Origin of the sequence: Delftia sp. Lp-1, assembly GCF_020523835.1 — a bacterium.
In the GTDB taxonomy this organism is placed as follows: domain Bacteria; phylum Pseudomonadota; class Gammaproteobacteria; order Burkholderiales; family Burkholderiaceae_C; genus Comamonas; species Comamonas acidovorans.
Genome location: NZ_JAJALJ010000001.1, coordinates 2,057,051 through 2,079,711 on the forward strand (window position 1 = coordinate 2,057,051; position 22,661 = coordinate 2,079,711).

Sequence of the window (22,661 nt, forward strand, 5' to 3'; positions counted from 1 at the left end):
GATGCAAGGATTTGCGCTTTCAGCAAAATGATATCGTTGTCATTTTGGCTGTCAATCACGATTTCTGCGATGCAGGGCAGGCTTGGCGCCCGTGCGTGGAGGGCGGTCTGCTATCTTCAGGCCCGTCCCCGATACCAGCCCGCGATCGCGCTTGCCCATGAACACACCCACACCACCCAGGCCCGCCACGCTGCACGACGTGGCCGAGGCGGCCGGCGTCTCGCTGATCACGGCCTCGCGCGCACTGGGCAATCCTTCCATCGTTTCTGAGAAGACACGCGAGCGCGTGCGCCAGGCCGTGGAGGCCACGGGCTATATCCCCAACCTGCTGGCGGGCGGCCTCAAGTCCCGCCGCAGCCGCATGGTGGCCGGCGTGGTGCCCGCGCTGTCGGTGTCGCAATTCCTGCCCACGGTGCAGTCATTGACGGCCACGCTGGCGCAGGAGGGCTATCAGCTGCTGCTGGGCCAGACCTTCTACGACGAGCAGCGCGAGGAAGAGGTGCTCAACGCCATGATCGGGCGCCAGCCCGACGGCATTGTGATGATGGGCCTGGTGCAGTCCGACAAGGCGCGTGAGCGGCTGCGCAGGACCGGCATTCCCGTGGTGGAAACCTGGGACTTCAGCGACCGGCCGCTGGACATGGTGGTGGGCTTTTCCCACCTCAAGGTGGGCAGCGCGCTGGCCGGCTATTTCCTCTCGCGCGGCCTGCAGCGCGTGGGCATGGCCACGGGCAGCGACCACCGGGCCCAGCAGCGGCGCGAGGGCTTTCTCGCGGCCTGGGGCCGCGAGGTGCCCACGGTCACCGTGTCCGCGCCCGGCAGCCTGGAGCTGGGCCGGCAGGCGCTGGGCCAGTTGCTGGCGCAGCAGCCCGATCTGCAGGCCGTGGTCTGCAGCTCGGACATGCTGGCCCACGGCATTTTGGTGGAAGCCCAGGCGCGCGGCCTGCGCGTGCCCGTGGACCTGGCCGTCTCGGGCTTCGGCAATGCCGATTTCGCGGCCCACCTGCTGCCGTCGCTGACCACCGTGCATGTGGACGGGCCGGGCATAGGCCGCCTGGCCGCCGAACTCGTGCTGGCACGCTGCAAGGGCCACAGTGCCGGGCGGTCGGCGTTCGACCTGGGGTTCGAGCTGATCGAGCGGGATTCGACCCGCCGAGCTTAGAGAGTCAGCACACGGCAGCCGCCTGGCGCTCGGCCGCCAGCCCGAAAAGGCTGCCCAGCACGTGCTGGATTTCATCAGGCGCCAGCTGCCTGGTTTCGGTGCCGCTGGCCGTGATGGTCTTGAGCGCGTCGCCCACCAGGATCATGCGGCCGGCCGGCTGGTGCAGCACCACCACCCGCTTTTGCACGAAGATGGCGTCCGGGTGCGTGGAGTTCAGGTAGTTGGCGGGGGCGAAATCCACCCATTCCTGGGGCGACAGGTTGAAGGCGTACTGGTTGGCCCATTCACCGTCCACGCGGGCCTGCAGCAGGTATTCGCCCTGGTCGTCCAGGCTCAGGCGGAAGGTGTCGCCGTCCTGGCGGACCTCGGTATCCAGCACGTCCAGGGCCATGGGGGCGCGTATGCCGTAGCTGCCAAAGCCCAGGTCGCACAGCCAGCGCCGTCCCTCGACCTCGGCCACCAGGGCCATGTGGGTGCGGGGGCGGCGGGCCGGATAGAACATGGGCCGCGCCGCCACAAAGCGGTAGGCAATGCCCAGGGCCTGCAGTGCCATGGCGAACAGGCCGTTCACCTCGTAGCAGTAGCCGCCCCGGGCGCCGCCGAGGATCTTGCCCGCAATGTCTTCTGGCACCAGAGAGACGATCTTGCCGGCCTGCACGTCGAGGTTCTCGAAAGGCACGGAAAACAGCTGCTGGCGCATCAGCGCATGCAGGGTGGCGGCATTCGCCTGGGCGGAGTCCCCGGCACTGAAGCCGATGCGGCGGAAGTAGGCCTGGAGATCGAAATTGCTGGCTTGCATGGGTTTCCTCGGGTTGCTTGATGGATGCAACGATAAATCCGGGCAGCCAATGCCTGTATAAGCAGAATCCAAGAAAACTGACCTGTACAGATTGGCATGCCCACCACCAACGAACCCTTGCCCCAGTACCGCCGCATTGCCCAGGCCCTGCGCCAGACGCTGGCCTGCGGCGCACTGCGCCCCGGCGACAGGCTGATCTCCGCCCGCAGCCTGGCCGAGCGCGAACAGGTCAGCCTGCCCACCGCGCTGGAGGCGCTGCGCTGCCTGGAGGCCGAGGGCCTGATCGTGGCGCGCCCGCGCTCGGGCTACTTTGTGCGGCAGGCAACGGGCGGCGCGGCGCTGCAGGCGTCCCGCCCGTCGTCGCGCCCCGTGCCTGTGACCCTGTCGGCCCTGGCGCGCTCGCTGTTCAGCAGTCCCGACACGCGCCTGATCCCGCTGGGTGCGGCATTGCCCGATCCGGCCTGGCTGCCCACGGCCCGGCTGCAGCGCGCGCTGCAGACCGCCGGGCGCCGCCTGGACGCGCACGGGCAGACCTACAGCATGCCGCCGGGCCGCGCCGACCTGCGGGGCCAGATAGCAGCCCGGGCCGCGCAATGGGGCGCGCGCTTCGGCCCCGATGACCTGGTCCTGACGGCAGGCGCCACCCAGGCCGTGCGGCTGGCGCTGCGCGCCGTGTGCAAGCCCGGCGATGTCGTGGCCGTGGAGCGGCCCGCCTATTTCGGCAGCCTGCTGCTGCTGGAGGACCTGGGCCTGAAGGCGCTGGAGATTGCCACCGATCCCCGCGAAGGCCTGCTGCTGGAGCCGTTGGCCGAGGCCATTGCCCGCCACCGGCCGGCTGCCGTGCTGGCATCGCCCACCGTGCAGAACCCGCTGGGCGCCAGCATGCCGGTGGAGCGCAAGCAGGCCCTGGTGGCGCTGCTGGAGCGGGCGGGCATTCCCTTGATCGAAGACGATGTCTATGGCGACCTTGCAGGCGACGGCCAGCGCCCGCCGGCCTGCAAGGCCTTCGACGGCAGCGGCAACGTGCTGTATTGCGGCTCCGTGTCCAAGACCCTGGCGCCGGGCTGGCGCGTGGGCTGGATTGCGGCGGGCCGCTTCCATGCCCAGGTGCTGCAGGTGCGCCTGGCGGGCGACTGGGCCGGTGTGCCGCTGCTGGAGGCCGCCGTGAGCGAGGTGCTGGCCAGCGGCGACTACGACCGGCACCTGCGCCGTCTCAAGTCCCGCGTGCAGGCCGGGGTGCAGGCCGTCACGGCCAGGGTCGAGGCCAGCTTTCCGCCCGGCACCCGCGTCTCGGCCCCGCGCGCGGGCTTTCTGCTGTGGGTGGAACTGCCGCGCCAGGTCAATGCACTGGAGGTGCACCGCCGCGCGCTGGAGCTGGGCATTGGCGTCAGCCCCGGCCCGCTGTTCTCATCGCGCTCGGACCTGCCCAACCACCTGCGCCTGAACTGCGCCAACGAGCCCACGCCGCGCCTGCTGGGGGCCGTGGGGCAGGTGGGGGAGATATGCCGGGGTTTGGTCGAGGGTGCTGCGGCGCGCCAGGGGGCACAGGCCGGCCAGCCTACTTCTTCTCGCGCGGCACGCGCCCCATGAGGAAGAACTCGGGATTGGGCTGCATGCCGGCAAAGCTGGCCATGCGGTTGGACAGGCCGAAGAAGGCGGTGATGGCGGCGATGTCCCAGATGTCCTCGTCGTCGAAGCCATGCGGGTACAGCGCCTCGAAGTCGGCCTCGCAGATTTCATGGCTGCGTTCGCAGACCTTCATGGCGAAGTCCAGCATGGCGCGCTGGCGGGCGCTGATGTCGGCCTTGCGGTAGTTGACGGCCACCTGGTCGGCCACGTAGGGCTGCTTTTCGTAGATGCGCAGGATGGCGCCGTGGGCCACCACGCAGTACAGGCACTGGTTGGCCGCGCTGGTGGTGGTGACGATCATCTCGCGCTCGCCCTTGGTCAGGCTGCCTTCTTCCTTGAGCATGAGGGCATCGTGGTAGGCGAAGAAGGCGCGCCATTCGGCGGGGCGGCGCGCAAAGGCCAGGAAGACGTTGGGGATGAAACCGGCCTTTTCCTGCACTTCAAGGATGCGGGTGCGGATGTCCTCGGGCAGGCTGGACAGTTCGGGCTGGGGGTAGCGGGCGGTGGCCATGTGTCTTGTCTCCTGGGTGTGGTGGTTGTCGTTGCGGGCCATGTTCGCATGGCCTGCGCTGCGCGGGGTGAACGCGCATGACAGCCTGTCTGCCGCCGAGGTTGCAGATTGCGCCCGGGCTCAGGCGGGCGCCATCTCCGGCTCAGGCCGTTGTGCAAACCAGTCGCCCAGAAAGCCGGTGAGCGCGCGGATTCTGGCCGACATCTCGCTGCGCGTGGCGTGCACCAGGTAGATGTCGGCCGCAGGCAACTGCCATTGGGGCAGGACCTCACGCAGCGCGCCTGCGGCCAGCGGCGCGGCCACATCCCAGAGCGAGCGCTGCAGGATGCCGTGGCCGTCCAGCGCCCAGGCCAGGGCCGCTGCGCCGTCGTTGGTGCTCATCACGCCGTTGACCTTGATGTTGTGCTCGTTCAGGCCCTGGCGCGTGCGCCGGCTCAGGCGCCAGCTGCCATAGGTTTCGTCGCTCTCGCGGATCACGATGCAGCGGTGGGCCTGCAGGTCGGCGGGCTGGCGCGGCTCGCCGTGGGCGTCCAGGTAGGAGGGCGCGGCGCACAGCACGCGGCGGTTGGGCAGCAGCAGGCGGGCGGTGAGGGCGGAGTCGGGCAGGGTGCCAAAGCGCACGACGGCGTCAAAGCCCTGCTCGACCAGGTTGACGGGCCTGTCCGTCAGTTGCAGTTGCACCTGCACCTCGGGATAGGCACGCGCAAAGGCCGACAGCGCGGGCGCCAGCCGCTGGCGGCCAAAGCCCAGCGTGCAGGCAATGGACAGCGGGCCGCGCGCCGTGGCGCGCGTGCCCGAGATGCTGCGCTCCAGCGCCTCCAGGTCGGCCAGGATGCGCGCGCCGTCCAGCAGGTAGGCTTCGCCCTCGGGCGTCAGGTGGATGCGCCGTGTCGTGCGCTGCAGCAGGCGCACGCCCAGGCGCCGCTCCAGCAGGGACAGGCGGCGGCTGACGGCGGGCGGCGTCACGCCCATCTGCTGGGCCGCGGCGGCCAGGCTGCCTTCGCGGATCAGCAGCGAGAAGAAACGCAGGTCGGAAAAGCCGTCCATGGTGGATGCGGTGGATGGTTGATTCGTAAATTGAACTGATGGATCAATGCAGTATTTTGCTATTTATGCAGCCTGGTTTACTGATTAGCATGGCAGGCTGACAGTCATGAACAACGTAGAAGGAATCTCCGGGATGCACACAGATCCATGGATGCCGGGCCTGCGCCAGCAGCGCATCACGGTCGATGACGGGGTGGAGATCAACGCCTGGGTGGGCGGCCAGGGGCCGGCCCTGCTGCTGGTGCACGGCCACCCGCAGACCAGCGCCATCTGGCACCGCGTCGCGCCCCGGCTGGCGCAGCAGTTCACCGTGGTGCTGGCCGACCTGCGCGGCTATGGCGACTCCTCGCGCCCGGCCGGCGACCCCGAGCATGTGAACTACAGCAAGCGCACCATGGCCCGCGACCTGCTGCGGCTGATGGCGCGGCTGGGCCATGAGCATTTCAGCGTGCTGGCGCATGACCGGGGCGCGCGCGTGGCGCACCGGCTGGCCATGGACTATCCCGCCAGCGTGCAGCGTCTGGTGCTGCTGGACATTGCGCCCACGCTGGCCATGTACGAGCAGACCGGCGAGGCCTTTGCGCGCGCCTACTGGCACTGGTTCTTCTTGATCCAGCCCACGCCGCTGCCCGAGCGCCTGATCGAGGCCGATCCCCCCGCCTATGTGCGCGAGATCATGGGCCGGCGCAGCGCCGGCCTGGCGCCGTTCGACCCGCGTGCGCTGGCCGAGTACCAGCGCTGCCTGGCGCTGCCGGGCAGCGCGCACGGCATGTGCGAGGACTACCGCGCCTCGGCCGGCATCGATCTGGAGCATGACCGCGAAGACCGCCAGCTCGGGCGCAGGCTGTCCATGCCGCTGCTGGTGCTTTGGGGCGAGGAGGGCGTGGTGCACCGCTGCTTCGATCCGCTGCGCGAGTGGCAGCTCGTGGCCGACGATGTGCGCGGCCGACCGCTGGCCTGCGGGCACTACATCGCCGAAGAGGCGCCCGATGCACTGCTGGACGCGGCCCTGCCATTTCTGCTGCAGGCCGGGTGAGTGCCGTCATTGGAGGCACTCGGTACGGCATTCGGGCAAGCCGGCAAAGAGGGGAAAGGTGCATTCACGCCATATCCGTGACGCCATAGCGTTTTCCTCCGAATTCAATTGGCATGCCAATCATGTGCGGCAATGGTAAGCAATTGAAAAATCCGGGTGCCTGTCTTGCGCGGGCAATGCCGGGGGCGCAGATCCTGAAAACCGCTGCAGGCAAGGCCTGGCAAGCCCTGGGCAAGGGCCTGCGTCCATGCGTGCCTGCGACAGTAGGCATGGCTGCGTCAATGCGCAGCCCATTGCCGATCTGTGGTGAAACGCCGAACTGATACAGTCGCGCGGCCCGCCCGAGGGGGAGGGTCTTATTCATCACGGGATATTCACAATGAGCAACAAGAAAACCGTAGTGGCCGCTGCCGTGGCATTGGCCGTCGTGGGCTATGGAGGAACCACCTGGTATACCGGCCAGCGGGCCGAGGCTGGCTACAAGGAGGCCGTGGCCGAATTGCGCAAGGTGCTGGGCGAGAAAGTCGTCGTGACCGACGAGTACCACAAGGGATTCCTCTCCTCCCAGGCCAAGCTGGTACTGCAGTGGCCTGCGGCGGAAGCTCAGGCCGCCGAGGCGGCTGAAACGGCTGACGCGGCAAAAGCAGCCGACACAGCTGAAGCGCCCGCCGCCGCAGAACCGGTCGCTGCGTCCAAGCCCGTGCGCCTGGTGGTGGACACCACGGTGCGCCACGGCCCGCTGGCCGGTGGCCGACTGGCGGCAGCGGTTTCCGAGACGCGCTTTGCGCTCGACGGCCTGGACGAAAAGAGCACTCAGATGCTGGCCAAGGCCGTAGCCCCCACGCTGACCAGCGTGCACCACTTCACGGGCGGCCAGGATGTGCGCCTGCTGCTGCCCGCCGGCGAGCTGGGCGACCAGGAAGTCACCATGCGCTGGCAGGAAATGGTGCTGGACACGGCCCTGGGCGGTGGCAGCGTCAAGGGCACCTGGCGCTGGCCCGAGGTGGCCCTGCTGGGCCTGCCCAGCCGCGACAAGTCCATGGGCGTGGAAGAGGAAGAGGGCGAGGAGGAGGAATCCGACAACGACGAGGCCCTCCCCACCCAGCCGGCCGCAGTGCCGGTGGAGCGCACCAGCATCATGCTCACGGGCCTGGAGAGCAGCTTTGAGAACAAGGTCATCGACGGCCTGTGGGGCCTGGGCCCTGGCAAGGCCAGCGTGCGCATCGCCCGCTTCGGCATGAGCAGCACGCCCGCCGAAGGCGGCGAGGCCAAGACGCTGCTGGACCTCAAGAACGTGGACGGCAGCTCGGTCATCGAGTCCGACAAGACCACGCTGGGCATGACCACCCAGGTCAAGGGCACGGGCCGCATCGGCCCCATCGATTTCGAGTCCGTGGGCTACGAGGAAAAGATCCAGCGCCTGGACATCGAGGCCCTGCGCGGCTTCCAGCGCGTCATGGTCGAGGGCTACCGCAAGGAGGGCCTGGCCAAGGCGCTGGAATCGCTGGAAGAGCAGGGCATGGGCGTGCTGATGCAGAACGCCCCGCGCCTGGTGGCGGCCCTGCCGGCGTACTCCATGAAGCTGCAGGCCACCTACCAGGGCCAGACCGGCCACCTGGAGTACGGCGCCGAAGTGCAAAGCGCGCCCACGCAGGAGCAGGTCGCCGAGGCCGGCTGGATGCCCGCGCTGCTCAAGACCTCGGCACTGCAGGCCAATGCCAGCCTGCCCAAGGCCTGGCTGGAGCCGCTGCTCAAGGCATCGGGCAAGCCCGATGTCTCGGCCGAGGATGTGGAAGGCATGCTGGGCATGGCCCAGGCCACGGGCTATGCCCGCCTGGAAGGCGACAAGCTGGTCAGCGCGCTCAAGATGCAGGCCGGTCAGGTCACGCTCAACGGCAAGCCCATCGCCCTGCCCATGGGCGCGCTGCAGTAAGCGGCCATCCACCTTCCGGGCGTCGCCCCGGAAGGTGTTCTCAGGGATGCCACTGGCTGGCGCGCACCACAGGGGCCTGTGTGCTGGCGCTGCCCGCCAGCGCATAGGACAGCTGGTTGGCCGCCGCCACCACGGTCTGCGCCATGGCTTCCAGCCGGGACTCGGGCAGGCGCGATGCCGGCCCGGAGATGCACACCGACCCCATCAGCCGCCAGTGCATGCCGAACACCGGCGCCGACACCGTGGCCACGCCCTGTTCGCGCTCGCCGATGGACCAGTGGTAGCCGCGCTGCCGGATCTGCTCGTACACCGGCCCCGGCTCGCCTGAAAAGGCCAGGATCACGCGCCCCGGCGAGCCCTGGTCCAGCGGCAGCCCCTCGCCCATGCGCGCATGGTGGCGCAGCGCCTGCGGCCCTTCCACGCGCACGAGGCAGGTGCGCACATTGCCCTCGCGCACATAGAAGGCCGCGCTCTCGCCGCTGGCCTGCGTGAGCGCGCGCAGCGCGGGCTCCAGCACGTTCTGCACATCGAAGCCCGCCTGGTAGCGCGCACCCAGCCAGCCTGCGGCCGGGCCCAGGCGCCAGTCCCCATCGTCCCTTTGCACCATGAAGCCCGACTGCGCCAGCGTGCGCGCCAGCCGCAGCACCGTGGTCTTGTGCAGAGCGCAGCGCCGGCTCAGTTCCGCCAGGGACAGGTGCGACTCTCCGAGGGCGAAGGCGCCAAGCAACTGCAAGGCACGCGTGACGGCAATCACGCCGCCGTCCTTGGCCGGGCTGGCCATGTCATCGGGTGGCTGCGCCGGGGAAGGGGTGCTGGGGGGCTTGTTCATGGTGCAAGGCATGCAATCGGTTGCGCTGTATGAAACGGCATTGTATGGGTTGAAACGTTTTCATAAAGTTCGTCCCACGCACCGCAGCCATGCGGGCGTTGGACACAACAAACGGAGACAAACCGCCATGCCGATTCCCTCGCTTTCGCGTTGCCTCAACGCACGCCTTCTTGCCGCCCTGGTTGGCGTTGCCGCCATCGTGCCCATGGGCGCTGCCCAGGCCCAGGACGCCTATCCCCGCAAGCCCATCCGCCTGGTCGTGCCGTTTCCGCCCGGCGGCGGCACGGACATGATCGCGCGCACCGTGGCCCAGCGCTTGGCGGACCACAACAAGTGGACCGTGGTGGTGGACAACCGGCCCGGCGCCGGCGGCAACCTGGGCGTGGATGCCGTGGCCAAGGCCGCGCCGGACGGCCATACCCTGGTCATGGGCCAGACCAGCAACCTGGCCATCAACCCCTCGCTGTACGCCAAGCTGCCCTATGACCCGCTGAAGGACCTGGTGCCCGTGGCGCTGGTGTCTTCCGCGCCCATCGTGATGGCCGCGCCCGCCAACTCGCCCTACAAGACCTTTGACGACCTGGTCAAGGCCGCCAAGGCCAAGCCCGACGGCCTCACGCTGGGCTACTCGGGCAACGGCACGGTGGCCCACCTGGCCGGCGAACTGGCCGAGAACGCCGCCGGCATCAAGCTGCGCCATGTGCCCTACAAGGGCGCGGCCCAGGCCATGACCGACCTGGTGGGCGGGCAGATCGATTTCTACATGTCGGCCGTGCCCACGCTGCTGGGCCAGGTGCGCAACGGCAAGCTGCGCGCGGTGATGGTGACCTCGCTCAAGCGCTCCGACCAGCTGCCGCAGACGCCCACGCTGGCCGAGTCGGGCTACAAGGACTTCGAGGCCGTCACCTGGTTCGGCGTGCTGGCCCCGGCCGGGACGCCCCAGGCCATCGTGCAGCAACTGAACAAGGCCATCAACGACGCGCTGCTCGTGCCCGAGGTGGCCGAGAAGCTGCGCTCCGAAGGCGGCGAGGTGCTGGGCGGCTCGTCCGAGAAGTTCGCCGCGCTGCTGCGTGCCGAGGTGCCGCGCTGGGCACGCATCGTCAAGGACTCGGGCGCCAGCCTGGACTGAGACCGGGGGGCAGGGGCGCCAGCCCTTTCGCTTCCTCCGCGCTTCCTCCTCCCTTCCTTTTTCTTCCTCCATCGAGATCTCGCCATGGACTGCGACAGCCTTGCCGTGCCCGTCCGTTTCTCGCAGGGCAGCGCCCGGCCTCGTGCCGTGCTGCCCCCGGATGCCTGCGACTGCCATGTGCATGTCTATGACGGCCGCTACCCGGCAGCCCCGGGCGCGCGGCTGCTGCCGCCCGATGCCTCGGCCGGCGACTACCGCGTGCTGCAACGGCGCCTGGGCACCTCGCGCTGCGTGCTGGTCACGCCGTCCACCTATGGCAGCGACAACCGCTGTTTGCTGGATGGGCTGGCTGCGCTGGGCCCGCAGGCGCGGGGCGTGGCCGTGATCGATGGCAGTGAAAGCGATGACCAGCTGCAGCGCCTGCACGCCCTGGGCGTGCGCGGCGTGCGGCTGAACCTGTCGCTGGGCGTGACGGGCACGGCCGAGCTGCTGGTGCCGCTGGCCCGCCGCATCGCCCCGCTGGGCTGGCACCTGCAGCTGCTGATGGCGCCGGACCTGCTGGCGTCCCTGGCCGGCGTGCTGCGGCTCTTGCCGGTGCCGCTGGTGTTCGACCACTTCGGCCGCATCGCCCCGGTGCAGGCGGGGCGCCATGCGGGCCATGCGTTGCTGCTGGAGCTGCTGGAGGGCGGCCGGGCCTGGGTCAAGTTGTCCGGCGGCTACATCGTCAGCGCGCTGCAGTCGGTCGAAGACCCGGCGCTGGATGCCCTGGCCGCCAGCTATCTGCGCTGCGCGCCCGAGCGCGTGCTCTGGGGCAGTGACTGGCCGCATGTCAGCGCCTTGGCAGGCATGCAGCCCCTGCCCGATGACGCCCGCCAGATCGACCGCCTGGCCGACTGGACCTCCCATGCCGGCGGTGCCACCACGCTGCAGCGCGTGCTGGTGGACAACCCCCAGGCGCTGTACGGCTTCGAGACCGCAGCGCCGCCATCGCTTTGCACACAAGCAGGAGACAAATCATGAACACCTTCCATCCCGCGCGCCGCGCACTGCTGGCCGCAGGCGGCGCGGCCCTGCTGGGGCCGCTGTGCAGCCCCGCCGCCCAGGCGCAGCCCGCATGGCCGGCAGGCAAGCTCATCACCTGGGTCGTGCCTTACCCGCCCGGCGGCAGCACCGATGTGCTGGGCCGCCAGGTGGCACTGCACCTGGGCAAGGTCCTGGGCAGCACCGTGATCGTGGACAACCGCGCGGGCGCCACGGGCACCATCGGCGCGGCCTACGTGGCCAAGGCGGCGCCGGACGGCCACACGCTGCTGGGCACCTCCATCGGCCCGCAGGCGATTGCGCCCCACCTCATGGGCAAGCTGCCCTATGACCCGATTGCGGGCTTCGAGCCCGTCATCACCATAGGCACCATTCCCCATTTGCTGGTGGTGGGCGCGGCCCAGCCCTTCCAGTCGGTGGCCGATCTGCTGGCCGCCGCCAAGGCGCAGCCGGGCCAGTTGGCCTTTGCCTCGGGCGGCAGCGGAACCATCTTGCAGATGCAGGGCGAGCTGCTGCAAAGAAAGGGCGGCGTGCGCTTCATCCATGCGCCCTACAAGGGCGACACGCCCGCGCTGCAGGACACGCTGGCGGGGCAGGTGCAGTTCATGTTCGCTCCCGTGGCGGCCGCGCTGCCCCATGTGCAGGGCGGCAAGCTGCGCGCGCTGGCCGTGACCTCGGCAGAGCGCCTCAAGGCCCTGCCGGCCGTGCCGACGATGGCCGAGGCCGGCATCCCCGACTTCGTGGTCGAGCAGTGGCAGGCCGTCTTTGCACCGGCCAGGACGCCGGCCGCCATCGTGCAGCGCCTGAACCAGGAGATCGGCCAGGCGCTCAAGGACCCGGCCGTCGTGGCGCTGGCCGAGCGGCTGGGCGTGACCCTGGTCGGCGGCACGCCGCGGCAATTGGGCGAGCTGCAGAAATCCGACTCCGCCAAGTGGGCCCAACTCATCCGCGAGGCCGGCATCAAGGCCGACTGACGCGCGCACATCTTCCTGATCTTCCTGTTTTTCTTCCCCCATCTCACTGGACCATCATGAGCCAACTCCCAGAAATCATCCGTGACATACAGCGCGTGGACGCCCAAGTCGTGCAACGCGCAGCCGGCTTTCAGGCCGCCATCCTGGCCGACGTGGCGGGCCGCCGCGGCACCATGCATTCGCGCGTGGCGCCCGTGCACCAGGGCATGAAGGTGGCCGGCCCGGCCTTCACCGTCGAGGTGCGCCCCGGCGACAACCTCATGATCCACGCCGCCATCGCGCTGGCCCGCCCCGGCGACGTGCTGGTCATCGACGGCAAGGGCGACCAGACCGCCGCGCTGATGGGCACGCTGATGCTCAGCGCCTGCAAGAAGCTGGGCCTGGCCGGCGTCATCGTGGACGGCGCCATCCGCGACCGGCTGGAGCTGCTGGAGCTGGACTTCCCCGTGTTCAGCGCAGGCTTCAATCCCGCAGGCCCGACCAAGTTCGTGCCGGGCCGCATCAACCACGCCATCTCGGCCGGTGGCACGACCGTGAACGCCGGTGACCTGGTGGTGGGCGATGCCGATGGCGTGGTCGTCATCGAGCGCGCCAAGGCCCCCGCCATGCTGGAGCTGGCCGTGAAGAAGGTGGCTGACGAGGCCGCCCGCATCGAGGCCATTGCGCGCGGCGACACGGCATCGAAGTGGCTGCCCGCGGCCTTGCGCGCGGCCGGCGTGCTCAAGGAAGGGGAATCGCTGTGAGCACCATCATCGTCACCGGCGCCGATCTGGCGCCACAGGCTCTGGAACTGCTGGCCCGGCACGAGATCGTCTATGCGGGCAAGACGCCCACCGAAGAGGACCTGGTCGCGCTGTGCCGTGCCCATGATCCCGTGGCCATCATCGTGCGCTACGGCAAGGTGGGCGCGGCCGTGATGGACGCGGCGCCCTCGCTGCGCGTGATCTCCAAGCACGGCAGCGGCACGGACACCATCGACAAGGCGGCCGCCGCCGAACGCGGCATTGCCGTGGTGGCCGCCGCTGGCGCCAATGCGGCGGCCGTGGCCGAGCAGGCACTGGCCCTGCTGCTGGCCTGCGCCAAGTCGGTGGTGGCGCTGGATGCCCGCATGCACGCAGGCCACTGGGACAAGGCCACGCACAAGAGCCTGGAGCTGGGCGGGCGCACCGTGGGCCTGGTGGGGCTGGGCGCCATTGGCCTGCGCTTTGCGCGCATGGCCGATGCGCTGGGCATGCGCGTGATCGGCTTTGATCCCTTCGCAAAGAACCTGCCCGCCTACGTGCAGCCCGTGGACCTGGAAACCATCTGGCGTGAGTCCGATGCGATTTCGCTGCACTGCCCGCTGACCGAGGAAAACCGGGGCATGCTCGGCGCCTCCACGCTGGCGGCCTGCAGGCGCGGCGTGATCGTGGTCAACACCGCACGCGGCGGCCTGATCGACGAGGCCGCGCTGCTGGCTGCCGTGCGCTCGGGCCAGGTGGCGGCTGCAGGGCTGGACAGCTTTGCGGTGGAGCCCATGGTGGCCGGCCATCCGTTCCAGGGCGAAAGGAACTTCGTGCTCAGCCCCCATATCGGCGGCGTGACCGGCGATGCCTACGTGAACATGGGCGTGGGCGCGGCACGCAATGTGCTGGAGGTGCTGGCCCGCGTGCCTGCGGCGGCCGGCGCCTGAGCCAGGGCAGGGCAGGGGCGCCGTGCGCGCCCTTGGCCCATGCATGTGCATGCATGTGATTTGAGGAGACAAGCGATGTCGAGGAATTTTCAAGAGGTCCGCCGCCTGGCCTTGCGCGGCGGCCTGCTGGCCGCCATGGGGCTGGCCGCGCTGGGCGCCCAGCCCGCGCTGGCGCAGAAGGACTATCCGGCCAAGCCCGTGCGGCTGGTCGTGGGCTTTGCGGCGGGCGGCCCCACCGACGTGGTGGCGCGCGCCTTTGCCGACCATGCGGGCAAGGCGCTGGGCCAGCCCTTCGTGGTGGACAACAAGCCCGGGGCCAACACCATCGTGGCCGCGCAGGCCGTGGCTGGTGCGCCGGCCGATGGCTACACCCTGCTGTTCGGCGCCACCAACCACAGCATGATCCCGGCGCTGTACCAGGGCCGCGTGAAGTTCGACGTGGTGCGTTCGTTCCGGCCGCTGTGCACGGTGGCCAGCAGCCCCACGGTGCTGGTCGTGGGGCCGGGCATGCCGGCGCGCAGCCTTCAGGAGTACATGGACCAGGCGCGCAGCCGGCCCGGCAGCGTCACGGCCGGCACGGCGGGCATGGGCAGTTCGGGCCATTTCGCCACCGAGATGTTTGCGCGGGCCAAGGGCCTGAAGCTCAACCACGTCCCCTACAAGGGGGCGGCGCCCGTGGTCACGGATCTCATGGGCGGCCAGCTCGACAGCTCGTTCGCCACGCTGGGCTCGGTGCTGCCCCAGGTGCGCAGCGGCAAGCTCACGGCGCTGGCCGTGGCCTCGCCCAGACGCGCGTCCCTGCTGCCCCAGGTGCCCACCTTTGCAGAAGCGGGCGGCGGCGACTACTCGGCCGATGTCTGGTATGGCGTGCTCGCGCCGGCCGGCATTCCCGACGGCGTGGCCCAGGCGCTGGAGCGCGTGGCAGTGGAGTTTGCCAAGAGTGCATCGGCCGCGGACAAGCTGCATGGCCTGGGCATGGATGCCGAGTCGAGTTGCGGCAGCGCCTTCGCGCAGCGCGTGGCCAGCGAAGCGGCCTCCTATGCGCAGATCGCCCGCGAACTGAACCTGAAGGCAGATTGATTCGGCCGCCACCCCCTCGAAAAAAACTGGAGACAAGCCATGAAATTCCTTGCCAGAACCCTGATCGCGGCCTGCGCCCTGGCCGCCGCCGTGGCCCAGGCCGCCTTTCCCGAGCGTCCCATCACCCTGGTCGTGCCCTATGCGCCCGGCGGCGGCGCTGACGCGGCCGCGCGCCTGCTGGCCACGCGCATGGGTGCGCGGCTGGGCACCAGCATCATCGTGGACAACCGGCCCGGCGCCAGCGGCACGATTGGCGCCAGCCAGGTGGCCAAGGCGCGCGCCGACGGGTACACGGTGCTCTACGACGCCACGCCGTTTTCCATCAACCCGCATCTCTTCGCCAAGCTGCCCTATGCGCGCAGCGCGCTGCAGCCGCTGTCGCTGGTGCTGCTCATGCCCAATGTGGTCGTGGTGAAGGCCGACTCGCCCGTGCGCAGCGTGGCCGACCTGGCCGCCAGGGCCAAGGCGCAGCCGGGCAAGATCAACTTCGCCTCGGGCGGCAGCGGCACGGTGCAGCGCCTGGCGGCCGAGCTGCTGCGCCAGCGGCTGGATCTGGACATGGTCCACGTGCCCTACAAGAGCGGCGGGCCGGCCATTGCCGATGTGATGGGCGGGCAGGTGGACTTCATGTTCGGCACCATGGCGGCCACCTATCCGCTGGTCACGGGTGGCAAGCTGCGCGCCCTGGCCGTGGCCGCGCCCCAGCGCTCGGCGCGCCTGCCCGATGTGCCCACCGTGTCCGAGACCGTGATTCCCGGCTACGAGGCCTATGAGTGGAACGGCATCTTCCTGCCCACGGGCACGCCCGAGCCCGTGGCCGCGCGCCTGCACCAGGCGCTGTCCGAGGTGCTGCAGGAAGCCGAGGTGCGCCAGCGCCTGAGCGACCTGGGCGCCCAGCCCATGGGAACGACGCCGGCCGAGTTCGCCGCCTTCCTCCAGAAGGAAGACGCCAAGTGGGGCGAGGTGGTGCGCAAGGGCGCCATCGTGCTGGACTGAGCGCATGGCCATGAACGCATCGACCATCGCCGTTGCGCATTCGGCCGGCACCAACCGGCCTTTCCGCACGCTGCCGCCGCTGGCCTGCGACAGCCACATGCACATCTTCGATGCGCGCTTTGCACCGTCGCCGCACTGGCCGCGCACGCCGCCGCATGCCGACGTGGCCATGTACCGGCAACTGCAGCAGCGCCTGGGCACTTCGCGCGCCGTGGTGGTCACGCCCTCGACCTATGGCACGGACAACGCCTGCACGCTCGATGCGCTGGAGCGCCTGGGCGATGTGGCGCGCGGCGTGGCCGTGGTCGCCCACGACGTGGCCGATGCCGAGCTGGACCGGCTGGCCGCGCACCGCGTCTGCGGGCTGCGCGTGAACTTTGTCTCGCCGCAGTCCTGGGGCGAGACCACGGCCCACATGCTGGTCACGCTGGCGCACCGGGTTGCACGGCTGGGCTGGCATGTGCAGATTTTTGTGCAGCCCGAACAGCTGGTGGCGCTGGAGCCCGTGCTGGGCGCGCTGCCTGTGCCCCTGGTCGTGGACCACCTGGGCCGCATCGACCCGGCTGAAGGCGTTGAGGGCGTGGCTGGCGTGGAGGGCGCGGCCCATGCCGCGCTGCGCCGGCTGCTCGACGGCGGCAACACCTGGGTCAAGCTCTCCGGCGCCTATATGCGTTCATCGGTGGGCGGCCCCTCCTATGCCGACACGCTGCCGCTGGGCCGCGACCTGGTGCGCGCCGCGCCCGAGCGCCTGGTCTGGGGCAGCGACTGGCCGCACACCACCGAGGCGCCGGGCTCCGTCAACGATGCCGATCTGGTCGATCTGCTGCAGGCCTGGGCCGGCACGGACGAGGCCATGGACCGCATCCTGGTGGGCAACCCCGCAAGGCTGTATGGCTTCGACGGCGCGGCCTGACACTCCAAGAAAGACAGACACCATGTTTCTGCTGCAAGCTCCCCAGGTCTGCGACCTCGAATCGTTCACCACCATGCCCGATGCCCTGCGCCGCCCCGAGCGCAGCGACTGGGCCGATGCCAACCGCAGCGGCGCCGTGACCGACTCCTTCCTCGAAGGGCCGGTGTTCGACGCGGCCGGCCATCTGTACGTGGCCGACATTCCCTGGGGCCGCGTGTTCCGCATCGATCCGCAAGGCGCCTGGACCCTGGTGGCCGAGTACGACGGCGAGCCCAACGGCATGAAGTTCCTTGACGAGCGCACGCTGCTGATCACCGACTACAAGAACGGGCTGATGCGCCTGGATGTGGCCACGGGGCGCGTCAGCCCCTATCTGCAGCGGCGCAACAGCGAGCGCTTCAAGGGCGTGAACGACCTCGTCTTCGATGCCGAGGGCAACCTCTACTTCACCGACCAGGGCCAGAGCGGCCTGCACGATCCCAGCGGCCGCCTGTACCGCCTGCGGCCCGATGGCCGGCTGGACCTGCTGCTGGCCAACGTGCCCAGCCCCAACGGCGTGGCGCTGTCGCCCGACGGCCGCGTGCTCTACCTGGCCGTGACACGCGGCAACTGCGTCTGGCGCGTGCCCCTGCTGCCCGATGGCAGCGTGGCCAAGGTGGGGCAGTTCTTCACCTCCTACGGCCCCAGCGGCCCCGACGGGCTGGCCGTGGATGAACAGGGCCGGCTGCTGGTGGCCAACCCGGGCCTGGGCCTGGTGTGGGTGCTCAACCACCGCGCCGAGCCCGTGCAGGTGCTGCGTGGCGTGCCGGGAAGCTCGCTCACCAACCTGGCCTTTGGCGGTGCGGACCGCCGCACGCTGTATGTGACGGACTCCACGCACGGGCGCATTCTGCGTGCCCGGCTGGAGGCGCCGGGGCTGGCGCTGCACGGCTTGAACAAGGGCTGAGGCGGCCGTTTCGACCTTCTCAGCCGTCTCAGCCGTCTCAGTCGTCGCAACCGTTCCTCAGGGCCTGGCCGGCATGTCCAGGATCTCCCGGGCTTCCTGCAGCAGGCCTATCCACAGCTGCTCCTGCTGTATGCCGGCCTTGAGCACCAGATGCTGCAGCCGCCGCTCGCGCGTGGGCGGCTTGTCCAGGAAGTCGCGCTGCTCCAGGCGCTGGTAGACGTCCAGCTGCGCCTGGTGCAGTGCCAGCAGCCGCTGCACTTCGTCCTGCAGTCCGCAGGGGCCCACCACCGCCTCGGCACGCAGGCGGACCATCCATTCCTCGCGCAGCGGCTTGGGGTCTTCCTGCTCGGCTACCCAGCGTTTGAGCTCCTTGCGGCCCGTGGGCAGGATGCGGTACTGGCGCTTGCGGCCCCGGCCGGATTCGGCGGGCAGGGCCTCGATCCATTGCGCCTCTTCCAGCCGGGCGAGTTCGCGGTAGATCTGCTGGTGCGTGGCATTCCAGAAATAGCCGATGGAGCGGTCGAAGCGCTCGGCAAGTTCCGAGCCCGAGCAGGGGTGCTCGACCAAGGCGGTGAGAAGGGCGTGTGGCAGGGACATCGGCAACAAGAAAGGCGCTGGAGCTGGGCGCCATCTTACGGGCCTGCATGGAGGTGCGGCCAAGCGCTGCAGTCATTTCTGCAATTTTTTGCGCAACCAGTTGCATAAATAAAGGAGGCTGACTACATTCATGCAATCAGTTGCATAAAAAAGCGAGACAGGCATGACCCACTACCCCCACCTGAATGCCGAACTGGACCTGGGCTTCACCACGCTCAGAAACCGTGTGCTCATGGGCTCCATGCACGTGGGACTGGAAGAGGCGCCCAACGGTTTCGAGCGCATGGCCGCCTTCTACGCCGAGCGGGCGCGCGGCGAGGTGGGCTTGATCGTCACGGGCGGCATCGCCCCCAATGAGCGCGGCCGGCCCATGAAGGGCGGCGCCATGATGGTCAACGAACACGAGGCGGACCAGCACCGCATCGTCACGCAGGCCGTCCATGCCGAGGGCGGCAAGATCGCCATGCAGATCCTGCACTTCGGCCGCTACGCCTACCAGCCCGGGCTGGTGGCGCCCAGCGCGCTGCAGGCGCCCATCAACCCCTTCGTGCCGCATGCGCTGACGAGCGACGAGGTGGAGCAGACCATAGAGGACTTCGTGCGCTGCGCAGCCCTGGCCCGGCATGCGGGCTACGACGGCGTGGAGATCATGGGCTCGGAGGGCTATCTGATCAACGAGTTCATCGCTGCGCGCACCAACCACCGCGATGACGAATGGGGCGGCAGCTACGCGGGCCGCATGCGCTTTGCGGTGGAGATCGTGCGGCGCACGCGCCAGCGTGTGGGGCGGGACTTCATCATCATCTACCGCCTGTCCATGCTGGACCTGGTGGAGGGCGGCTCCACGCTGGAGGAAGTGATCGCGCTGGCCCAGGCCATCGAGGCCGCAGGCGCCACGCTGCTGAACACGGGCATAGGCTGGCACGAGGCGCGCATCCCCACCATCGCCACCAAGGTGCCGCGCGCCGCCTATGCCTGGGTCACGCAGCGCGTGATGGGGCAGGTGGGCATCCCGCTGATCACCTCCAACCGCATCAACACGCCCGAAGTGGCCGAGCGCCTGCTGGCCGAGGGCTATGCCGACATGGTCTCCATGGCCCGGCCGCTGCTGGCCGATGGCGACTTCGTGCGCAAGGCACGCCAGGGCCGTGCCGACGAGATCAACACCTGCATTGCCTGCAACCAGGCCTGCCTGGACCATACCTTTGGCGGCAAGATCACCTCCTGCCTGGTCAACCCGCGCGCCTGCCACGAGACCGAGCTGGTGATTGCGCCTGCGCCCGCCGCCAAGCGCATCGCCGTGGTGGGCGCCGGCCCGGCGGGCCTGAGCTTTGCCGTCACCGCCGCGCAGCGCGGCCATGCGGTGACGCTGTTCGATGCGGCCAGCGAGATCGGCGGGCAGTTCAACATTGCCAAGAAGGTGCCCGGCAAGGAGGAGTTCCACGAGACGCTGCGCTACTTCCGGCGCCAGCTGGAGCTGGGCGGCGTGGCGCTGCAACTGGGCCACCGCGTGGAGGCCGCCCAGCTCATCGAGGGCGGCTATGACGAGATCGTGCTGGCCACGGGCATACGGCCGCGCGTTCCCGCCATCGACGGCGTGGACCATCCCAAGGTGCTCGGCTACCTGGACGTGCTGCAGGGCGACAGGCCCGTGGGCGAGCGCGTGGCCATCATCGGCGCGGGCGGCATAGGTTTCGATGTGGCCGAGTACCTGACCCATGCCGGCGACAGCGGCGCCGTGGCGCCCCGCAAGTTCTATGCGGAGTGGGGCATAGACACGGACTACGCCCGGGCCGGCGGCCTGGCGCAGCCGCAGGCCGAGCCCTCGCCGCGTCGCGTGCACCTGCTGCAGCGCAAGTCCACCAAGGTGGGCGACCAGCTGGGCAAGACCACGGGCTGGATACACCGCACTTCGCTGAAGGCACGCAATGTGGCCATGGGCTCGGGCGTGGCCTATGAGCGCATCGACGACGCCGGCCTGCACATCACCGTGGACGGCCAGCCGCAACTGCTGGAGGTGGACAACGTCGTGCTCTGCGCGGGCCAGGAGCCGCAGCGCGAGCTGCATGCGGCCCTGAGCGCGGCGGGCTGCAGCGTGCACCTGATCGGCGGCGCCGACGTGGCGGCCGAACTCGACGCCAAGCGCGCCATCGTGCAAGGCACCACGCTGGCGGCCAGCCTTTGAGGGCGCCGCCCGATTCCGTTTTCAACCTCAACCACCAGGAGACAAGCATGTCCCAGCCCCCGAAGAACGCCCATCCCGCAGTCGCCCGCTCCCTGGAGCTGTGGCATCGCATGGTTGCCGCCAGCGACCTGGGCGAGCTGCACACCATCGTCCATCCCGATGCAGTGTTCCGCTCGCCCATGGCCAACACGCCCTATGCCTCGGCACCCGCGCTGATGCTGGCGCTGTCCACCGTGGTCCAGGTCTTCGAGAACTTCACCTACCACCGCCAGATGGCCAGCGATGACGGCCTGGACGTGGTGCTGGAGTTCAGCGCCAGCGTGGGCGGCAAGAACCTCAAGGGCATCGACTTCATCCGCTTCGACGAGCAGGGGCTGATCCGGGAATTCGAGGTCATGGTGCGCCCCATGAGCGGTCTGCAGGCCCTGGGCACGGAGATGGGCAAGCGGCTGGGCGACAAGCTTCCCGCCTTCAAGGCCGTGGCCTGAGGGCAGGGCGCGCCATGAAAAACGCCCCCGGCGATGCGGGGGCGTTTTGCCGTGGGCGTCAGCCGGTCAGAGCGTGCCGGCCTTCTGGCGGGCAATGGCATCGGCCACGCCCTTGCCGTAGGCGGGGTCGGCCTGGGTGCAGTGCGCTATGTGCTTTTGCACGATGTGCTCGGACACGCCGGCGATGTTGCGCGCCGTGTTCTCGAACAGGCGCTGCTGCGCATCGGGCGTGAGCAGGCGGAACAGGTCGCCGGGCTGGGTGAAGTAGTCGGCATCGTCCTCGCGGTAGTTCCAGCGGTCGGCCGCGCCGTTGAGGGCCAGCGGCGGCTCGGCGAAGGCGGGCTGCTCCTGCCACTCGCCCTTGGTGTTGGGCTCGTAGGCGATGGTGCCGCCGTAGTTGCCGTCCACGCGCATGGCGCCATCGCGGTGGTAGGCGTGGTAGGGGCAGCGCGGCGCGTTCACGGGGATCTGGTGGTGGTTCACTCCCAGGCGGTAGCGCGCGGCATCGCCATACGAGAACAGGCGCGACTGCAGCATGCGGTCGGGCGAGGGGCCGATGCCCGGCACCAGGTTGGCCGGCGTGAACGAGGCCTGCTCCACATCGGCGTGGTAGTTGCGCGGGTTGCGGTTGAGCTCCATCACGCCCACTTCGATCAGCGGGTAGTCCTTCTTGCTCCAGACCTTGGTCAGGTCGAAGGGGTGGAAGCGGTAGGTCTCGGCTTCATGCTCGGGCATGATCTGCACGCACAGCTTCCAGCGCGGGAACTCGCCGCGCTCGATGGCTTCGAGCAGGTCGCGCTGGCTGCTTTCACGGTCGGAGGCGACCACGGCGGCGGCCTCGGCATCGCCGAAGTTCTCGATGCCCTGCTGGCAGACCCAGTGGAACTTGACCCAGTGGCGCTCGTTGCTGGCGTTGATGAAGCTGTAGGTGTGCGAGCCGAAGCCGTGCATGTGGCGGTAGCCGCGCGGAATGCCCCGGTCGCTCATGACGATGGTGATCTGGTGCAGCGCCTCGGGCAGGCCGGTCCAGAAGTCCCAGTTGTTCTCGGGCGAGCGCAGGTTGGTGTAGGGGTCGCGCTTGACGGCCTTGTTCAGGTCGGGGAACTTGAGCGGGTCGCGGAAGAAGAACACCGGCGTGTTGTTGCCCACCAGGTCCCAGTTGCCTTCCTCGGTATAGAGCTTGACGGCGAAGCCCCGGATATCGCGCTCTGCGTCGGCCGCGCCGCGTTCGCCGGCCACGGTGGAAAAGCGCGCGAACACTTCGGTCTGCTTGCCGATGTCGGAGAACACCTTGGCGCGGGTGTAGCGCGTGATGTCACCCGTCACGGTGAAGGTGCCGAAGGCGCCCGAGCCCTTGGCGTGCATGCGGCGCTCGGGAATCACTTCGCGGTTGAAGTGGGCCATTTTTTCCAGATGCCACAGGTCCTGCAGCAGCATCGGGCCACGCGGGCCGGCCGTGAGCGAGTCCTGGTTGTTGGCAACCGGGGCGCCTGCGGCGGTGGTGAGCTTGTGGGTCATGGTCTCTCCTTGATCGAGGGGTGGTAGCGGCGCCGGCTTGCACGCAGGCAGCGCGGCGCTTGGAAAATCAATAGCTGTGTGCTATCGAATTGCTTTTATTGTTGTTTCGTTCTATGGATGCGGCAAGGCTTTGGCGATTGGCAAATCTCAACTGCGCCATAGCCAAAAAATTTCAC

At 69.1% G+C, this 22,661-nt stretch carries 22 protein-coding genes; 15 read left to right on the forward strand and 7 right to left on the reverse strand.

The features are described 5' to 3' along the window. The first annotated feature begins 157 nt into the window (after positions 1 to 157). On the forward strand, positions 158 to 1,162 hold the full coding sequence (locus tag LGR64_RS09130; RefSeq protein ID WP_012206091.1) for a LacI family DNA-binding transcriptional regulator: 1,005 nt from the start codon (positions 158 to 160) through the stop codon (positions 1,160 to 1,162). A 4-nt stretch (positions 1,163 to 1,166) separates the two neighbouring features. On the opposite strand, the gene LGR64_RS09135 is transcribed toward LGR64_RS09130, so the two are convergent. Continuing rightward, positions 1,167 to 1,961 carry an arylamine N-acetyltransferase family protein gene (locus tag LGR64_RS09135; RefSeq protein WP_141831597.1) on the reverse strand — a complete coding sequence of 265 codons (795 nt, stop codon included), beginning with the start codon at positions 1,959 to 1,961 and terminating at the stop codon, positions 1,167 to 1,169. 96 nt (positions 1,962 to 2,057) lie between these two features. Here LGR64_RS09135 and LGR64_RS09140 point away from each other — a divergent pair, with 96 nt between their 5' ends. Next, entirely contained in the window at positions 2,058 to 3,551 is a 1,494-nt protein-coding gene (locus tag LGR64_RS09140; RefSeq protein WP_230355287.1) for an aminotransferase-like domain-containing protein, read from the forward strand. Here the strand turns inward: LGR64_RS09140 and LGR64_RS09145 are convergent. Together LGR64_RS09145 and LGR64_RS09150 are read right to left on the reverse strand one after the other, a co-directional pair. Further along, complete coding sequence (locus LGR64_RS09145) at positions 3,520 to 4,101, reverse strand: peroxidase-related enzyme (RefSeq protein WP_013801997.1); 582 nt, start codon at positions 4,099 to 4,101, stop codon at positions 3,520 to 3,522. The genes LGR64_RS09140 and LGR64_RS09145 overlap by 32 nt on opposite strands. A 120-nt stretch (positions 4,102 to 4,221) precedes the next feature. Continuing rightward, entirely contained in the window at positions 4,222 to 5,148 is a 927-nt protein-coding gene (locus tag LGR64_RS09150; RefSeq protein ID WP_230355288.1) for a LysR family transcriptional regulator, read from the reverse strand. Between the two features lie 133 nt (positions 5,149 to 5,281). On the opposite strand from LGR64_RS09150, the gene LGR64_RS09155 reads away from it, so the two are divergent. After that, positions 5,282 to 6,184 carry an alpha/beta fold hydrolase gene (locus LGR64_RS09155; protein ID WP_230355289.1) on the forward strand — a complete coding sequence of 301 codons (903 nt, stop codon included), beginning with the start codon at positions 5,282 to 5,284 and terminating at the stop codon, positions 6,182 to 6,184. A 64-nt stretch (positions 6,185 to 6,248) separates the two neighbouring features. Here LGR64_RS09155 and LGR64_RS09160 read toward each other — a convergent pair whose 3' ends face one another. Beyond that, entirely contained in the window at positions 6,249 to 6,548 is a 300-nt protein-coding gene (locus LGR64_RS09160) for a hypothetical protein (RefSeq protein WP_230355290.1), read from the reverse strand. Positions 6,549 to 6,563: 15 nt separating this feature from the next. On the opposite strand from LGR64_RS09160, the gene LGR64_RS09165 reads away from it, so the two are divergent. After that, entirely contained in the window at positions 6,564 to 8,117 is a 1,554-nt protein-coding gene (locus LGR64_RS09165) for a YdgA family protein (protein WP_230355291.1), read from the forward strand. 40 nt (positions 8,118 to 8,157) lie between these two features. Here the strand turns inward: LGR64_RS09165 and LGR64_RS09170 are convergent, their stop codons facing one another. After that, positions 8,158 to 8,946, reverse strand: coding sequence for an IclR family transcriptional regulator (locus LGR64_RS09170; protein WP_416136096.1), 789 nt, complete (start codon positions 8,944 to 8,946; stop codon positions 8,158 to 8,160). 127 nt (positions 8,947 to 9,073) lie between these two features. Here LGR64_RS09170 and LGR64_RS09175 point away from each other — a divergent pair, with 127 nt between their 5' ends. The 9 genes from LGR64_RS09175 (at position 9,074) to LGR64_RS09215 (ending at position 17,697) form a co-directional block, all read left to right on the forward strand. Beyond that, positions 9,074 to 10,075, forward strand: coding sequence for a Bug family tripartite tricarboxylate transporter substrate binding protein (locus tag LGR64_RS09175; protein WP_123693724.1), 1,002 nt, complete (start codon positions 9,074 to 9,076; stop codon positions 10,073 to 10,075). 84 nt (positions 10,076 to 10,159) lie between these two features. Beyond that, positions 10,160 to 11,095 (forward strand): amidohydrolase family protein, encoded by a 936-nt coding sequence (locus tag LGR64_RS09180; protein WP_230355292.1) that lies wholly within the window; start codon positions 10,160 to 10,162, stop codon positions 11,093 to 11,095. Then, entirely contained in the window at positions 11,092 to 12,090 is a 999-nt protein-coding gene (locus LGR64_RS09185) for a Bug family tripartite tricarboxylate transporter substrate binding protein (protein WP_230355293.1), read from the forward strand. The genes LGR64_RS09180 and LGR64_RS09185 overlap by 4 nt, the downstream gene beginning before the upstream one ends. 56 nt (positions 12,091 to 12,146) lie before the next feature. After that, the gene (locus tag LGR64_RS09190) at positions 12,147 to 12,833 is read left to right on the forward strand and encodes an RraA family protein (protein ID WP_230355294.1); all 687 of its coding nucleotides are present in this window, start codon (positions 12,147 to 12,149) and stop codon (positions 12,831 to 12,833) included. Beyond that, on the forward strand, positions 12,830 to 13,762 hold the full coding sequence (locus LGR64_RS09195) for an NAD(P)-dependent oxidoreductase (RefSeq protein WP_230355295.1): 933 nt from the start codon (positions 12,830 to 12,832) through the stop codon (positions 13,760 to 13,762). Before LGR64_RS09190 ends, LGR64_RS09195 begins: the two co-directional genes overlap by 4 nt. Before the next feature lie 75 nt (positions 13,763 to 13,837). Continuing rightward, on the forward strand, positions 13,838 to 14,842 hold the full coding sequence (locus LGR64_RS09200; RefSeq protein WP_230355296.1) for a Bug family tripartite tricarboxylate transporter substrate binding protein: 1,005 nt from the start codon (positions 13,838 to 13,840) through the stop codon (positions 14,840 to 14,842). Positions 14,843 to 14,881: 39 nt separating this feature from the next. Beyond that, a complete protein-coding gene (locus tag LGR64_RS09205; RefSeq protein ID WP_230355297.1) occupies positions 14,882 to 15,838 on the forward strand; it encodes a tripartite tricarboxylate transporter substrate binding protein in 957 nt (318 codons plus the stop codon). 4 nt (positions 15,839 to 15,842) lie between these two features. Beyond that, complete coding sequence (locus LGR64_RS09210) at positions 15,843 to 16,751, forward strand: amidohydrolase family protein (protein WP_230355298.1); 909 nt, start codon at positions 15,843 to 15,845, stop codon at positions 16,749 to 16,751. Between the two features lie 22 nt (positions 16,752 to 16,773). Next, the gene (locus LGR64_RS09215) at positions 16,774 to 17,697 is read left to right on the forward strand and encodes an SMP-30/gluconolactonase/LRE family protein (RefSeq protein WP_230355299.1); all 924 of its coding nucleotides are present in this window, start codon (positions 16,774 to 16,776) and stop codon (positions 17,695 to 17,697) included. A gap of 57 nt (positions 17,698 to 17,754) precedes the next feature. Here LGR64_RS09215 and LGR64_RS09220 read toward each other — a convergent pair whose 3' ends face one another. Next, a complete protein-coding gene (locus tag LGR64_RS09220; protein WP_016446262.1) occupies positions 17,755 to 18,294 on the reverse strand; it encodes a PadR family transcriptional regulator in 540 nt (179 codons plus the stop codon). A gap of 163 nt (positions 18,295 to 18,457) precedes the next feature. Here LGR64_RS09220 and LGR64_RS09225 point away from each other — a divergent pair, with 163 nt between their 5' ends. Next, positions 18,458 to 20,479 carry an oxidoreductase gene (locus tag LGR64_RS09225; protein WP_230355300.1) on the forward strand — a complete coding sequence of 674 codons (2,022 nt, stop codon included), beginning with the start codon at positions 18,458 to 18,460 and terminating at the stop codon, positions 20,477 to 20,479. A gap of 47 nt (positions 20,480 to 20,526) precedes the next feature. Beyond that, entirely contained in the window at positions 20,527 to 20,967 is a 441-nt protein-coding gene (locus LGR64_RS09230; RefSeq protein WP_063325552.1) for a nuclear transport factor 2 family protein, read from the forward strand. Positions 20,968 to 21,033: 66 nt separating this feature from the next. Here the strand turns inward: LGR64_RS09230 and LGR64_RS09235 are convergent, their stop codons facing one another. Continuing rightward, positions 21,034 to 22,485 (reverse strand): catalase, encoded by a 1,452-nt coding sequence (locus LGR64_RS09235; RefSeq protein WP_230355301.1) that lies wholly within the window; start codon positions 22,483 to 22,485, stop codon positions 21,034 to 21,036. Positions 22,486 to 22,661: the final 176 nt, after the last annotated feature.

Bases quoted from the DNA above. Each gene is read 5' to 3' on its own strand.
- LGR64_RS09225 (WP_230355300.1), top strand. From the start codon at position 18,458: ATGACCCACTACCCCCACCTGAATGCCGAACTGGACCTGGGCTTCACC.
- LGR64_RS09185 (WP_230355293.1), top strand. From the start codon at position 11,092: ATGAACACCTTCCATCCCGCGCGCCGCGCACTGCTGGCCGCAGGCGGC.
- LGR64_RS09155 (WP_230355289.1), top strand. From the start codon at position 5,282: ATGCACACAGATCCATGGATGCCGGGCCTGCGCCAGCAGCGCATCACG.
- LGR64_RS09190 (WP_230355294.1), top strand. From the start codon at position 12,147: ATGAGCCAACTCCCAGAAATCATCCGTGACATACAGCGCGTGGACGCC.
- LGR64_RS09130 (WP_012206091.1), top strand. From the start codon at position 158: ATGAACACACCCACACCACCCAGGCCCGCCACGCTGCACGACGTGGCC.
- LGR64_RS09170 (WP_416136096.1), bottom strand. From the start codon at position 8,946: ATGAACAAGCCCCCCAGCACCCCTTCCCCGGCGCAGCCACCCGATGAC.
- LGR64_RS09135 (WP_141831597.1), bottom strand. From the start codon at position 1,961: ATGCAAGCCAGCAATTTCGATCTCCAGGCCTACTTCCGCCGCATCGGC.
- LGR64_RS09210 (WP_230355298.1), top strand. From the start codon at position 15,843: ATGGCCATGAACGCATCGACCATCGCCGTTGCGCATTCGGCCGGCACC.
- LGR64_RS09165 (WP_230355291.1), top strand. From the start codon at position 6,564: ATGAGCAACAAGAAAACCGTAGTGGCCGCTGCCGTGGCATTGGCCGTC.
- LGR64_RS09220 (WP_016446262.1), bottom strand. From the start codon at position 18,294: ATGTCCCTGCCACACGCCCTTCTCACCGCCTTGGTCGAGCACCCCTGC.
- LGR64_RS09160 (WP_230355290.1), bottom strand. From the start codon at position 6,548: ATGAATAAGACCCTCCCCCTCGGGCGGGCCGCGCGACTGTATCAGTTC.
- LGR64_RS09150 (WP_230355288.1), bottom strand. From the start codon at position 5,148: ATGGACGGCTTTTCCGACCTGCGTTTCTTCTCGCTGCTGATCCGCGAA.
- LGR64_RS09215 (WP_230355299.1), top strand. From the start codon at position 16,774: ATGTTTCTGCTGCAAGCTCCCCAGGTCTGCGACCTCGAATCGTTCACC.
- LGR64_RS09235 (WP_230355301.1), bottom strand. From the start codon at position 22,485: ATGACCCACAAGCTCACCACCGCCGCAGGCGCCCCGGTTGCCAACAAC.
- LGR64_RS09205 (WP_230355297.1), top strand. From the start codon at position 14,882: ATGAAATTCCTTGCCAGAACCCTGATCGCGGCCTGCGCCCTGGCCGCC.
- LGR64_RS09200 (WP_230355296.1), top strand. From the start codon at position 13,838: ATGTCGAGGAATTTTCAAGAGGTCCGCCGCCTGGCCTTGCGCGGCGGC.
- LGR64_RS09175 (WP_123693724.1), top strand. From the start codon at position 9,074: ATGCCGATTCCCTCGCTTTCGCGTTGCCTCAACGCACGCCTTCTTGCC.
- LGR64_RS09145 (WP_013801997.1), bottom strand. From the start codon at position 4,101: ATGGCCACCGCCCGCTACCCCCAGCCCGAACTGTCCAGCCTGCCCGAG.
- LGR64_RS09180 (WP_230355292.1), top strand. From the start codon at position 10,160: ATGGACTGCGACAGCCTTGCCGTGCCCGTCCGTTTCTCGCAGGGCAGC.
- LGR64_RS09230 (WP_063325552.1), top strand. From the start codon at position 20,527: ATGTCCCAGCCCCCGAAGAACGCCCATCCCGCAGTCGCCCGCTCCCTG.
- LGR64_RS09140 (WP_230355287.1), top strand. From the start codon at position 2,058: ATGCCCACCACCAACGAACCCTTGCCCCAGTACCGCCGCATTGCCCAG.